The following is a 13,015-nucleotide window of genomic DNA, read 5'->3' as shown; positions in this document are numbered from 1 at the left end:
TTTACCAAGGGCTCACATATGACAGCCAAGACCATTGCCATCGCTGCCGATCACGGTGGTGTTGAACTCAAATCCCAAATTATCAAATCGCTTGCCGATAATGGCTGGGAAGTGATTGATCTCGGTGCTGACGGATCGGCATCGGTCGATTATCCGGATTATGCGCAGGCAGTTGCAAAATCGATTATCAATGGCGATGCGGCGAGCGGCATCCTTGTCTGCGGCTCCGGGATTGGCATGAGCATTGCTGCCAACCGTTATCCGCAAATCCGTGCCGCTTTGGTGCATGACCGACTGTCAGCCGAACTGTGCCGTCAACACAACAACGCCAATGTTCTGTGCCTTGGCGCGCGCCTGCTTGGCGATGCGACGGCACTCGATTGCGTCAACGCATTCGTAACGACTGAATTTGAAGGCGGTCGACACGGACGTCGTGTCGAAAAACTGTCGTCACTTCCTGATTGATTTCTTTCGCCACCTGGCAATAACCCGGTACGGGTTTCGAACTTTGCTGCGTTCGGTCCCGCCACATTGTATCGAGAGGCCCCATAATGTCGTTCAAAGGCTTTTTCTCTACCAGCTTGTCAGAAGCAGATCCGGCCCTGTTCAAATCAGTAACTGACGAACTGGATCGTCAGCAGAACCAGATCGAAATGATCGCCTCCGAGAATATTGTTTCCAAGGCCGTGATCGAGGCACAGGGAACGGTTCTGACCAACAAATATGCCGAAGGTTACCCTTCACGCCGTTACTATGGTGGCTGCGAGTTTGTTGACGTTGCCGAGGAACTTGCAATCAATCGTGCCAAAGAACTGTTCGGTTGCGAATTCGTCAACGTTCAGCCGCATTCGGGCGCACAGGCAAACGGTGCTGTCATGCTGGCGCTTTGCAAACCCGGTGATACCATTCTCGGCATGTCACTTGATGCAGGTGGCCATCTGACCCATGGCGCACGTCCTGCGCTTTCGGGGAAATGGTTCAATGCCATTCAGTATGGCGTACGTGAAGACGACCTGACCCTTGATTATGATCAGGTTGAAGCCCTTGCAGTCGAACATAAGCCGACCCTGATCATCGCTGGTGGCTCGGCTATTCCGCGCCAGATTGATTTCAAGCGTTTCCGCGAAATTGCGGACAAGGTTGGTGCGCTGCTGATGGTTGATATGGCGCACTTTGCTGGTCTGGTTGCCGGTGGCGTTCATCCGAGCCCGCTTCCTTATGCAGACGTTGTCACCACCACCACGCATAAAACCCTTCGCGGTCCGCGCGGCGGCATGATCCTGTCGAACAATGTTGAAATCGGCAAAAAGATCAATTCGGCGGTCTTCCCCGGCCTGCAGGGTGGCCCGTTGATGCATGTCATCGCGGCCAAGGCAGTTGCTTTTGGCGAAGCATTGCGTCCGGAATTCAAGGAATACGCCCAGCAGGTTGTCGACAATGCCAAGGCCTTGGCCGAAGTTCTGGTAAAGCGCGGTTTCGATATCGTAACCGGCGGCACCGATACGCACCTGATGCTGGTCGACCTGCGTCCCAAGGGGCTTAAGGGCAATAACGCGGAAGTCGCACTTGAGCGTGCAGGGATCACCTGCAACAAGAACGGCATCCCGTTTGACACCGAAAAGCCTACCATTACCTCGGGCGTTCGTTTGGGTACGCCGGCAGGCACCACGCGCGGTTTTGGTGTTGAGGAATTCAAGCAGATCGGCGAATTGATCGGTGATGTGCTTGACGCCCTTGTCGATAATCCTGATGGCAATGCCCAGGTCGAGAATGCTGTTCGCACCAAGGTCGAAGACCTTTGCAAACGCTTCCCGATCTATGCCTGATCCTTTCAGGAGCGAGTAAAAACAATGCGTTGCCCGTTCTGTGGCCATACAGACACCCAGGTCAAGGACTCCCGTCCGACCGAGGAACATCACGCCATTCGCCGGCGCCGGTTTTGCCCAGCCTGTGGATCGCGTTTCACGACGTTTGAACGTGTTCAGCTCCGTGAATTGATGGTGGTGAAAAAGGACGGGCAACGCGAATTGTTTGATCGTGATAAGCTTGCGCGATCAATCTTTCTTGCCTGCCGTAAACGTCCGATTGAGGACGAGCGTGTCGAAAAGGCGCTTAACGGTATTCAGCGTCGTCTAGAAAGCAGTGGTGAAAGCGACATTTCAACCGACACGATCGGTGAAATGGTGATGGGGGCGTTGATCGCACTCGATCAGGTTGCTTATGTCCGGTATGCTTCGGTGTATAAAAACTTCCGTGAAGCCCGAGACTTCGAACAGTTCGTGGAAAACATGCATGATGGGGAAGAAGGGGCGGACGCAGAGTAATGACAACTCCCGCGTTTTCGGATGATGACCGGCATTTCATGCGGGTCGCTCTAAGCCTGTCAAAACGCGGTCTGGGAAATGTCTGGCCCAACCCGTCCGTCGGGTGTGTCCTGGTTTCACTCCAGGGAACGATTGTCGGGCGCGGCTTCACCAAGCCGGGTGGAAGGCCCCATGCGGAACGTGTTGCTCTGGATGAGGCTGCAGAAAAGGCCCGCAATGCGACGGCCTATGTCACCCTTGAACCCTGCAGCCATTTCGGCGTATCGCCCCCCTGTGCCGCAGGCCTGATTGAGGCCGGTGTTAAACGCGTTGTCAGTGCGCTTGAAGACCCGGATGATCGTGTATCCGGGCGAGGCCACGGTATGTTGCGTGATGCTGGCATTATTGTTGATGTCGGGCTTTATGGTGACGAAGCCCGTCGTATTAATTCTGGTTTTCTGTCGCGCATTCTGTCCGGGCGTCCGACGGTGACGCTAAAACTTGCATCGACCATGGATGGTCGATCGGCAACAAAATCAGGCGAAAGCAAATGGATAACCGGTAGTGCGGCGCGCGAGCAGGGGCATCTTTTGCGTGCCAATCATGACGCGATCCTTGTCGGTGCAAATACCGTCTTGACGGATAACCCGACCCTGACATGCCGTATCGCCGGGCGCTACGAACAATCACCTGTTCGCATCATCCTGGATCGCAAGGGCGAGGTGCCACTTTCGGCTGACATGGTGACAAGTGCCCATAATGTTCCTACCTGGGTCGTGACAACGGATGCACTTTTGCGCGAAGTTTCTGAAAAATTTACAGAAACCGGTGTGAAAGTACTTTCTGCCAGATGCGAAAATGGTCATTTCGACCTAAATGACGTGATGAAATGTTTGGGCGAACTGGGGGTGACCCGTGTGCTGGTCGAAAGTGGCGGTATTCTTGCAGCCAGTCTGGTGCGGGATAATCTCGTTGATCGCATTATCCACTTCAGCGCCCCCTCCATTATAGGGGCGGATGGGAAGGCAATGATCGCGAATCTTGGTTTTGATCGCCTGTCAGATATATCGATGTTCCGGCGCGTTTCTATTCGCGCAGCAGGCAAGGATATCGTGACAAACTATGAGAAAATAACGGATTAATTGAATGTTCACAGGCATCATCACAGATATAGGTACCGTTCGCAAAATTGAAAAGCGCGGCGATACACGTTTTGAGTTCACGACAGGTTTCGATACTTCCAAAATCGTTCTGGGTGCATCAATTTCCTGCAATGGCGCCTGTATGACCGTGATTGAAACCGGGGCGGACTGGTTTGCCATCGAAGCATCTGCCGAAAGTCTGAGCAAAACGACGATGGGCGACCTTGGCGTCGGATCACGGGTCAATCTCGAACAGGCAACCCGGGTTGGGGACGAGCTGGGTGGCCACATTGTTTCGGGGCATGTCGACGGCGTTGCAATCCTTACGAAACGCCTTTCGGAAGGTGATTCCCTGCGTCTGACATTCGAGGTTCCCGAGGTTTTTGCAAAATACATAGCATCCAAGGGCTCTGTAACGCTTGAAGGTGTTTCTTTGACGGTCAATGAGGTTGACGGAAACACTTTTGGTATCAATCTGATACCCCATACCCAGACACATACGACGCTGGGATCGAAGCAGCCGGGTGACCGGATCAATTTCGAGATAGACATGCTGGCGCGTTATGTGGCGCGCATGCTGGGGAAGGATTGAATAGCCATGCCACATCGCCACCTTTCGCCGATTGAAGATGTTATTGAAGAAGCCCGTAACGGCCGGATGTTCATCCTTGTCGACGACGAGGATCGTGAGAACGAGGGCGATCTGGTTATTCCCGCGCAAATGGCGACACCCGATGCCGTGAATTTCATGGCAACTCATGGCCGTGGGCTTATTTGTCTGACGCTTGAATCCGAACGGTGCGATCATCTTGGCCTGCCTTTGATGAGCGCGCGAAACGGTACACGACATGAAACGGCATTCACCGTTTCGATAGAGGCGGCAACCGGAGTCACAACCGGGATATCCGCCCCGGACAGAGCCAGAACAATTTCTGTAGCGATCGATCCAAAATCAACGGCGGATGATATCGTAACCCCGGGGCACATCTTTCCGCTTCGTGCGCGTCCGGGCGGGGTTCTGGTCCGTGCCGGACATACCGAGGCATCGGTTGATATTTCCCGGCTGGCGGGGCTTAATCCGTCTGGTGTCATCTGCGAGATCATGAGCGAAAGCGGCGAAATGGCGCGTTTGCCAGAACTCGTTGAATTTGCCCAAAAGCATAATTTGAAAATTGCGCAGATTGCCGATTTGATCCGCTATCGCCGGAAACACGAAAAGGTCGTTCAGCGCAAGGCGACAACCAAAATCAATTCGCTGCATGGTGGTGAGTTTGAGCTTAATCTTTATGTAAACAATATCACCTATGCGGAACATATCGCGCTTGTTAAAGGCGATATTTCTGATGGTGCACCGGTCCTTACACGCGTCCATGCCCTGAATGTTCTTGAAGATGTACTTGGCGACCGTCAGGGAAGCCACGGTGGTGAGTTGCAGGCAGCAATGCGCCAGATCGGTGAGGAGGGACGTGGTGTGATCGTTCTGATCCGTGAACCGCGACCCAATACGCTTTCTTCATCGATTGCAAAACTGATCGAACGGCACGGTGGCGATGGCGAGGCACTTCGTCAGGAAATCACGAAAACCGCTGGCGACTCTGATTTGCGCGATTATGGTGTCGGGGCGCAAATCTTGCTGGATTTGGGCATTCACGACATGATTTTGCTTTCAAACACCAAAAGACACATCGTAGGACTTGACGGGTTCGGTCTAAATCTGGTTGATCAGCGTCCGCTTGTCGTCTCGGAGGAATAAAAACATGAGTAACGGTCCGCACATCCTGATCGTTGATGCGCCTTATTACACCCATATCGTCGAAGATCTGGTCAAAGGGGCTGCGTCGACTCTGGAAGCTGGTGGTGCGACTTGGGACCGGCTTTCTGTTTCCGGTGCCTTCGAAGTTCCGATAGCAATTCGCTATGCCGTACAGTCGATGGCTGACCTTGCAACGGGCCCTCGGTATGATGGCTATCTTGCTCTCGGGTGTGTTATCCGCGGTGAAACCACGCATTACGATCACATCTGCGAAGAAGCCAACCGCGCCTTGATGCAGCTTTGCCTTGATTATCGTCTGGCGATCGGCAATGGCATCCTGACTGTTGAAAATGAAGCCCAGGCACTTGCACGTGCCAAGGCCGATCAGAAGAATAAAGGGGGCGAGGCCGCCCGCGCCGTTCTTCGTATGATCGAAGTTCAAAACCACTTTGGAATACATCACAAGTAATGACCGATAAACCCAAGGCATCAGCCGCCCAACGACGCAGTGCCGCGCGTTTTGCTGCCATTCAGGCGCTTTATCAGGCCGAGCTTTCACAGCTTTCGGCCGGTGACGTCGTGCGTGAATACTCCGACTTCCGCCTTGATGGTGAAGGTATTCGCGACCTTGACGAGCCGAATGACAACCTTATTGACCCGGATCGCGGTTTTTTTGCCGATCTGGTTCAAGGTGTCACCGCACGTACCGTCGACATTGACGGATTGATCGATTCAGCTTTGGAAAAAGGTTGGACGACAAAGCGTCTTGAAACCGTTTTGCGCAGTATCCTAAGGGCGGGGACCTACGAGTTGATGATGCGTGAAGACGTTCCGATGCGTGTCGTCATCACCGAATACGTGGATGCGGCCCATTCGTTCTTTGACGAAACCGAGCCGAAGCTGGTGAATGCTGTTCTTGACCGGATCGGCAAAACGCTTCGTGCAGGTGAAACCGGACAGCAATAATATGGCAGGGCGGTCAGGAGAGTTTGATCTGATCGCGCGTCATTTTGCGCCAATCGCGCAAAAGTCAAAAGCCGCATTGTCTCTTATGGACGATGCGGCTGTTTTGTCCGTGCCCGATGGGCAGGAACTGGTGATAACGGTCGATGCCCTTGTTGCCGATGTACATTTCAGAAGTCAGGATGCTCCGGCCGATATTGCACGCAAGGTAATGCGTGTTAACCTGTCGGATATTGCCGCAATGGGTGCATACCCGTTGGGCGTCGTATTGACAGCAGGATATAATCGGGATTTGTCCGAAGATTGGATCGCGGAATTTGCGAACGGTTTGGGACAAGATTGCGATGCCTTCAACGCACCACTCTTGGGCGGTGATACCGTTGGCACACCTGGTCCTACATTCTTTAGCCTGACAGCATTTGGCGCGGTACCGATAGGTAGGGCGCTTCGCCGTGATGCGGCCAAGCCTGGTGATCTGATTGCGGTCACGGGTACCTTGGGGGATGGCGCACTTGGCTTGAAGGTTCTGCAGGGCGATTTAAACAGCCTTGATCACGAAGATGCCGCGTTTTTGACATCGCGATACTGGGTGCCTCAACCACGTTTGGAAATCGGTCGAAAATGCGTAGCTGCCAACCGACGGTATGCCGCTATGGATATTTCAGACGGACTGGCGGGGGACTGCCGAAAAATTTGCGCCGCATCCAATGTCGGTATGACCTTTGATCAAGAACGGATTCCACTTTCAAAGGCCGCCCGAAATGCTGTGCAGAATGATCCCGCACTTTGGAATGCGGTATTTTGTGGCGGTGATGATTACGAACTTCTGATTTGTGCAGATCCCAATGAAATCAAAGGACTGGGTGATGATGTTGCAATTATTGGTGAAGTCACAAATCGAAGCGGGCAGGTTGATCTGATTGGTATGGATAAAAAAATGGCCGAACTCGCAAAGGGCGGGTTCGACCATTTTGGATACTAAGCGGACTTATTTCGTTTCGCTGAAGCGACCAAGGTTGCCAAACAACTGCTGCAGGATTGTGATTTCCTTGCCTGCAGTTGGCGTGATCCGGTCGGTAGGAATGACCGGCTTTCCGTCTTCAAGGTCATATTCGCTAAGAATATCAACCCGGTTTGCGGCATCAAAGCTGATCAGAACGACTTTCTGTTCGACAACATCCGGTTCGAGAAAGGCAATTGTTTCTGTCCTGCGCGAAATATAAAGCCAGACATTTTCATCGAATGCCGCAACGCTGGATGGTGATCCCAAAAGGTCGGTGACATCACCTTTGGTCGATTCCCCGATCACGATCTGTTCGAGTGCTTCCGGTTCGGGGGCATTGCCGCGCGTCGCAATACGCGGGCTGCAGGCAGAAACGACTGCCATTGCCAGTCCGGCCAGCATCAGAAGGGAAATGCGTGTTGTTCTTTTATGCATGGAACTCACCAGAGCGATCCGCTAGTTGAAATCAATAAGGAATTGCCTTGAGTTTCAGCGCTGGGCGCATGATATTGCCGGGCAATGGTGGGGCAGCATCGCCCCGGGAAATTTACGGCATTCTGCGTGCCATGGCTGGAATGTCAACGAAGGAGTGTTGCTGTTGTTCGGCTGGTTGAAGAAAAAAGACCGCAAACAAAGTGCAGCCTTTGCGCTTTACATCAGAATGGTCGAGCAGGCGCGAGACCCTGCATTCTATACACGTCTTGGCGTTGCCGACACGATGGAAGGTCGGTTTGACCTGATTCTGGTGCATGCGTTCGTTCTGTTTCGACGTCTGAAAAAAGACAATGAAAGCCGGGAGCTGGCACAGGAAATCTTTGACGTGATGTTTTCCGACCTTGATCAGAATATGCGTGAGATGGGAATTGGTGACGTCGGAATCCTTAAACGCATCCGGAAAATGTCGGAGTCCTATCACGGTCGCATCGTCGCCTACGAGGAAGGCGTGCAAACTGGCGCCATAGAACTTGCAGCCGCCCTTAACCGCAATCTGTACGCAGATAATGACGCAAGCGACGCACAATTGATGGCCATGGTTGGCTATATCAATGATGCCCTTGCAAATCTTGATCGTCAGAAAACCGAAGAATTACACAACGGCGTCATTCATTTTCCGGCCGTGCCGGAAATCGCTGTTGCACAAACCGAATAGAAAGAGGCCCAAATGCCTGAGCAAATCGCACCTGAGTTTTCCCGTATCGTCAACACTGACGAACAGGTCGGGAAAAAGAACAAAATCGAGATTGAAGCGAACGAAAAAGAGTGTGCTGCACTTGCTGAACGCTTCGAACTGATTGCGATCAACAGTTTGAAGGCGACCCTGACAATCACGACGGCAGGCAACGGCGAAGTCACCCTGCGTGGTCCAATGCATGCCGATATTATTCAGCGTTGTGTCGCAACCCTGGAACCGGTTCCCGAGATTGTCGAAGACGAGGTGGAAGTTCTGTTTTCGCCGCATATTTCCGAAGATGATCTTCCGTCGAATCCCGATGATCTGGATGATCTTTCCGAAGAGGAACTTATGGCTCTTCTTGATCAGCCAGAGCCATTGGTTGATGGCAAAATTGATGTTGGCGAAGTCGTTTCGCAGTTTCTTGCCGTGGCTATGGACCCTTACCCCCGCAAGGATGGTGCAAAAGTCGCCGACGTGGTCAAATCCGAGGATGACGAAGAAGAGCGTCCGAACCCGTTTGCCAAACTTGCGGGCCTTAAGGAACAGCTCGAGAAGAAAAACTAAATTACCATTCTGGTTGCGTGTTTCGTCATGTAAGATATCGCTGAAATGCCGGTCGTTACCGGCATTTCACGCTTTTGAGCGAAAATACGGACCGAAAGCAGAACGGGACTGGCTTTGGGCTGCATATCGGCTTTACCTTGTATCTGGCTGAGAATTCCGGTAATTACGGGCGTTCCGGCATGCCGAAGACAAGTTTCGCCGATTGGCAAGCCTGCCGGTAGATTCCGGTTCAGATGTTTTAGAACAACCATAAGAGAATACATTGCCTGAACAGGTCTGCATATCACTTGACGCGATGGGAGGAGACCACGCGCCCGAGATGGTCGTGGCGGGTGCAGAAATTGCCCTGAAGCGGTTGCCTCATCTTAAATTTTTGATGTTTGGGGATGAAGCGCGGATCAAACCGCTGCTCGCCAAATATCCGGGTCTTGAGGCCGTCACTGAAGTTCGTCATGCCTCGCAAGAGGTGACAATGGATGACAAGCCGTCAGTTGCCTTGCGGCAGCGGCGGGATTCCAGTATGCGGCTGGCCATCAATGCCGTCAAAGAGGGCGATGCACAGGGTGTCGTATCTGCTGGCAATACCGGCGCACTGATGGCAATGGCAAAATTTGTCCTTAAAACGGTTCGTGGCATCGATCGCCCGGCCATCGCGACCTATATGCCAACCCAACGTGGCGAAACCGTCATGCTCGATCTTGGTGCCAACATCGAATGCGATGAAAACAACCTGGTGCAGTTCGCGCTGATGGGTGAGGTTTTCGCACGCATCCTGTTTGGCATTGAAAAGCCGTCTGTCGGTCTGCTCAATGTCGGGATTGAAGAACTCAAAGGTAATGAGTCTGTCAAAAAAGCTGCGGCCATACTTCGCGAAATCGATCTTCCGATCCGTTTCGAAGGGTTTGTCGAAGGTGATGATCTGGCCAAAGGTACGGTGGATGTGATCGTTACTGATGGTTTCACCGGTAACGTTGCACTTAAAACCGCCGAAGGAACTGCACGTTTGCTGGTGCATTTTCTGCGCGAAACTTTCAAAAGCTCATTCTGGGCGAAGGTTGGCTATCTGTTGGCTCGTCGCTCATTGCAGCGTTTCCGTGAACGGATGGATCCGCGCCGTTACAATGGTGCGATGCTGCTTGGCCTGAACGGGATTGCGGTGAAGAGCCACGGTGGCACCGATGCGCTGGGATTCTCGAATGCCATTGGCGTTTGCCATGACCTCATCGCCAACCGGCTAAATGAAACAATCAAGGGCGAACTTGCAGCCTTCGAAGAAGCAATATCCAAAGCGCCTATCGATGAGGAAACCATCGCCCTCGCAGCTGGCCAGGCCGACTGATACTGTCCCAACTATTCCCACTAAAACTGGCGGTTCTTAAATCATGACTGTTCGTTCTCGCATTATTGGTTGCGGATCATATCTTCCTTCGAATGTTGTAACCAATGATGAGCTGGCAAAGCGCGTCGATACGTCTGATGAGTGGATCGTTGCCAGGACTGGAATACGCCAGCGCCACGTAGCTGCGGAGGGTGAAACCACCAGTGATCTGGCGGTTGCGGCTGCCACGCGCGCTATGGAGCATGCGGGTGTAACTGCAGCCGATATCGACATGATCATTGTTGCGACGGCAACACCCGATAATACTTTCCCGGCCACGGCCACAAAGGTTCAGCATCGTCTTGGTGTTGTCGGTTTTGCGTTTGATGTTCAGGCGGTCTGCTCGGGCTTTGTCTATGCACTGACCACCGCCGATATGTATATTCGCAACGGTCAGGCAAAAACTGTTCTTGTGATCGGGGCCGAGACATTTTCTCGCATTCTTGATTGGGAAGACCGCCGTACATGCGTTTTGTTCGGTGATGGGGCTGGCGCAGTTGTTCTTCAGGCTGTCGAAGGGCAGGGAACGATCAAGGATCAGGGTATTCTTGCAAGTCGGCTGCATTCAGATGGCAGCAAATACGAACTTCTTTATGTTAATGGCGGCCCATCTTCAACGCAGACCGTGGGGTATCTTCAGATGGAAGGCAAAGAAGTCTTCCGTCATGCTGTGACCAATCTTGCCGGTGTTATTCGTGAAGTTCTTGCTGATACCGGGCTGGAAGCATCGGATATTGACTGGCTGGTCCCGCATCAGGCAAACCGCCGCATTCTGGATAGCACCGCTAAAAAGTTTGGTATTTCCGAAGATAAGGTGGTGATCACAGTTGATCGTCACGCAAACACATCAGCAGCGTCGATTCCCCTGGCACTGGCAGAAGCGGTTCATGATGGACGTATTCAGCGCGGTGACATTGTTATTCTGGAAGCAATGGGCGGCGGCTTTACCTGGGGTGCGGCACTCGTGCGATGGTAAAGCAGAAATTTCCCTGCAATATCCGTGAAAAACAAAGCATTTGCTTAAAAAGCACAACATTCTGCCTTAAAGCAATGTATCCTGTTGATATTGACTGATTTCGCTACCAGATATAGCCTTGTGTATAAAGTCCCGTTTTAAGGAGGCGGCCAGTTATGTCGGAAGCTACGATTACCCGCGCGGATCTCGCCGAAGCCGTTTATCAGGAAGTCGGTTTGTCGCGTAACGAGTCCGCCCAGTTGCTGGAAACGGTACTCGATGAAATTTCTTCTGCACTGATCAAAGACGAAGTCGTCAAGATTTCCTCCTTTGGCAGTTTCTCTGTCCGTCAGAAAGGGCAGCGCATCGGTCGTAACCCCAAAACGGGCGAAGAAGTACCGATCCTGCCACGCAAGGTACTTGTGTTCCGGCCGTCGCAGGTGCTGAAAGCACGCATTAACGCTTAAGAACCGAACTCATGAAAAATCACTTGGGGGCTGTGGCGGATAACCGCCGCACAGCGAAGTCTGACTCTGCGTTTCGTACAATTAGCGAAGCAGCAAAAGAACTGGGCCTGCAGCAGCATGTCCTGCGTTTTTGGGAATCCAAGTTTCCCCAGATCAAGCCGATGAAACGTGCTGGCGGGCGTCGTTACTACCGCCCGGAAGACTTGGTGTTACTGGCAGATATCCGTTCTTTGCTCCATAATCAGGGATATACGATCAAGGGCGTGCAAAAGCTGCTGGATCAGCACAAAGGAAAGTTGCCTTCCGAAATTGCAGTTGCTTCTTTGACGGAAACAGCGGATCTCGCTTCGGATCAAATACAACCTCCTGTCGCAGTGTCTGGCAACGTAACCGCACTCGATAAAATTGCTCTGACGAACCTTTTGGGTGAATTGGAAGACCTGCAGGGCATCCTTAAGTCGGCCTTGGGGCAGGCGGGAAAAAATACGTAAAAACCATTTGCGTCTTTGGGCTTGCGCGGCTATTTATCGAGCCGCGCCAAACGGCGCATTTACGGTCGGAGCGTGGCGCAGCCTGGTAGCGCACCTGCATGGGGTGCAGGGGGTCGGAGGTTCGAATCCTCTCGCTCCGACCAATTTAGTCTCTCTCAAAATTTGATCTGAACCCTGTTGTCCTGTCGAGGCTACAGCGTCAATCGCGCAAGCATTTCCAAGACGTCATTATCACCAAATCGGAACAGAATTATTTCGCCTGAGCTTGGATAAACACCGGTCAATGCGGTAATGTTCACCTGATGGGTGATCAACAGGGTATTGCTGTCTTCGGGAAGTGCGCGAAGTCGGTAAATGATTTGATCTGTCTGTATTTTCTTGTTGCTACCATCGCGGAAAAACGAATTCAGAGCAGGTGTCTCAGTCACGTTGCCAAGTCCGAGTAATTTGGCTGTTTCCAAACAGCGACACCACTGACTGCTGAGAATTACGTCGAACATTATGCCCGCTTCACGCACGCGCGCCCCTATTGCACGTGCTTGATTGCGACCAGCCTCGTCCAGGTTTCGCTGGGTATTACAATCGCCAATCACAAAGTTTTTGGGATCGCCAGTGCCCGGCGCGATGGCATGTCGCATCAGCGCATGCACTCCGGGCTGGCGCCATATATCCAACGAATGGGGCACATCTGCTGCCTTGACGCTGTGGAGAACAAACGAGCAAACGAAAGTTAGGGCGACAATCGTATTTCTGATACATGAACGCATGGTGCGGCACCCCCATTGGCAAAAAGTTATTGAACTTGATACCCGAGAACGTGCT

General features: G+C 52.5%; 17 protein-coding genes and 1 tRNA gene. 16 read left to right on the top strand and 2 right to left on the bottom strand.

Annotation, left to right across the window (positions count from 1 at the left end; genetic code table 11):
* Positions 1 to 18: 18 nt before the first annotated feature.
* From rpiB to thiL, 9 genes are all read left to right on the top strand, one after another.
* Positions 19 to 465, top strand: a complete 447-nt coding sequence (gene rpiB / locus R1T41_RS18555; protein ID WP_062958495.1) for a ribose 5-phosphate isomerase B — start codon at positions 19 to 21, stop codon at positions 463 to 465.
* Between the two features lie 86 nt (positions 466 to 551).
* Entirely contained in the window at positions 552 to 1,826 is a 1,275-nt protein-coding gene (gene glyA, locus R1T41_RS18550; RefSeq protein WP_062958496.1) for a serine hydroxymethyltransferase, read from the top strand.
* 24 nt (positions 1,827 to 1,850) lie between these two features.
* Positions 1,851 to 2,324, top strand: a complete 474-nt coding sequence (gene nrdR, locus R1T41_RS18545; protein ID WP_062948773.1) for a transcriptional regulator NrdR — start codon at positions 1,851 to 1,853, stop codon at positions 2,322 to 2,324.
* Positions 2,324 to 3,445 carry a bifunctional diaminohydroxyphosphoribosylaminopyrimidine deaminase/5-amino-6-(5-phosphoribosylamino)uracil reductase RibD gene (ribD, locus tag R1T41_RS18540; protein WP_317338475.1) on the top strand — a complete coding sequence of 374 codons (1,122 nt, stop codon included), beginning with the start codon at positions 2,324 to 2,326 and terminating at the stop codon, positions 3,443 to 3,445. The genes nrdR and ribD overlap by 1 nt, the downstream gene beginning before the upstream one ends.
* A 4-nt stretch (positions 3,446 to 3,449) precedes the next feature.
* A complete protein-coding gene (locus tag R1T41_RS18535) occupies positions 3,450 to 4,037 on the top strand; it encodes a riboflavin synthase (protein WP_114110151.1) in 588 nt (195 codons plus the stop codon).
* Between the two features lie 6 nt (positions 4,038 to 4,043).
* Entirely contained in the window at positions 4,044 to 5,198 is a 1,155-nt protein-coding gene (gene ribB / locus R1T41_RS18530; RefSeq protein WP_317338472.1) for a 3,4-dihydroxy-2-butanone-4-phosphate synthase, read from the top strand.
* Between the two features lie 4 nt (positions 5,199 to 5,202).
* Entirely contained in the window at positions 5,203 to 5,667 is a 465-nt protein-coding gene (gene ribH, locus R1T41_RS18525) for a 6,7-dimethyl-8-ribityllumazine synthase (protein ID WP_062948783.1), read from the top strand.
* On the top strand, positions 5,667 to 6,164 hold the full coding sequence (gene nusB, locus R1T41_RS18520; protein ID WP_317338469.1) for a transcription antitermination factor NusB: 498 nt from the start codon (positions 5,667 to 5,669) through the stop codon (positions 6,162 to 6,164). Before ribH ends, nusB begins: the two co-directional genes overlap by 1 nt.
* Positions 6,106 to 7,143 (top strand): thiamine-phosphate kinase, encoded by a 1,038-nt coding sequence (thiL, locus tag R1T41_RS18515; protein WP_317338467.1) that lies wholly within the window; start codon positions 6,106 to 6,108, stop codon positions 7,141 to 7,143. Before nusB ends, thiL begins: the two co-directional genes overlap by 59 nt.
* Positions 7,144 to 7,149: 6 nt before the next feature.
* On the opposite strand, the gene R1T41_RS18510 is transcribed toward thiL, so the two are convergent.
* Positions 7,150 to 7,599, bottom strand: a complete 450-nt coding sequence (locus R1T41_RS18510; RefSeq protein ID WP_062948789.1) for an outer membrane protein assembly factor BamE — start codon at positions 7,597 to 7,599, stop codon at positions 7,150 to 7,152.
* Between the two features lie 163 nt (positions 7,600 to 7,762).
* Here R1T41_RS18510 and R1T41_RS18505 point away from each other — a divergent pair, with 163 nt between their 5' ends.
* The 7 genes from R1T41_RS18505 to R1T41_RS18475 all read left to right on the top strand — a co-directional run bounded on the left by R1T41_RS18505 (position 7,763) and on the right by R1T41_RS18475 (position 12,336).
* Positions 7,763 to 8,314 (top strand): ubiquinol-cytochrome C chaperone family protein, encoded by a 552-nt coding sequence (locus R1T41_RS18505; RefSeq protein WP_317338464.1) that lies wholly within the window; start codon positions 7,763 to 7,765, stop codon positions 8,312 to 8,314.
* A 12-nt stretch (positions 8,315 to 8,326) separates the two neighbouring features.
* Positions 8,327 to 8,902 (top strand): YceD family protein, encoded by a 576-nt coding sequence (locus R1T41_RS18500; RefSeq protein ID WP_062948793.1) that lies wholly within the window; start codon positions 8,327 to 8,329, stop codon positions 8,900 to 8,902.
* A 262-nt stretch (positions 8,903 to 9,164) separates the two neighbouring features.
* A complete protein-coding gene (gene plsX, locus R1T41_RS18495) occupies positions 9,165 to 10,241 on the top strand; it encodes a phosphate acyltransferase PlsX (protein WP_062948797.1) in 1,077 nt (358 codons plus the stop codon).
* Positions 10,242 to 10,284: 43 nt separating this feature from the next.
* Complete coding sequence (locus tag R1T41_RS18490) at positions 10,285 to 11,256, top strand: beta-ketoacyl-ACP synthase III (RefSeq protein ID WP_114121953.1); 972 nt, start codon at positions 10,285 to 10,287, stop codon at positions 11,254 to 11,256.
* A 155-nt stretch (positions 11,257 to 11,411) separates the two neighbouring features.
* Complete coding sequence (locus tag R1T41_RS18485) at positions 11,412 to 11,702, top strand: integration host factor subunit alpha (protein WP_007089542.1); 291 nt, start codon at positions 11,412 to 11,414, stop codon at positions 11,700 to 11,702.
* 11 nt (positions 11,703 to 11,713) lie between these two features.
* The gene (locus R1T41_RS18480) at positions 11,714 to 12,193 is read left to right on the top strand and encodes a MerR family transcriptional regulator (protein WP_317338457.1); all 480 of its coding nucleotides are present in this window, start codon (positions 11,714 to 11,716) and stop codon (positions 12,191 to 12,193) included.
* A 66-nt stretch (positions 12,194 to 12,259) separates the two neighbouring features.
* Positions 12,260 to 12,336 (top strand) — tRNA-Pro (locus R1T41_RS18475).
* Between the two features lie 48 nt (positions 12,337 to 12,384).
* Here the strand turns inward: R1T41_RS18475 and R1T41_RS18470 are convergent.
* Positions 12,385 to 12,960: a histidine phosphatase family protein gene (locus R1T41_RS18470; RefSeq protein ID WP_317338454.1), complete on the bottom strand. Its 576-nt coding sequence runs from the start codon at positions 12,958 to 12,960 to the stop codon at positions 12,385 to 12,387.
* Between the last annotated feature and the right edge of the window lie 55 nt (positions 12,961 to 13,015).

The organism is Thalassospira lucentensis, from assembly GCF_032921865.1.
Lineage (GTDB): Bacteria > Pseudomonadota > Alphaproteobacteria > Rhodospirillales > Thalassospiraceae > Thalassospira > Thalassospira lucentensis_A.
This window is presented reverse-complemented; position numbering and strand designations above follow the sequence as displayed.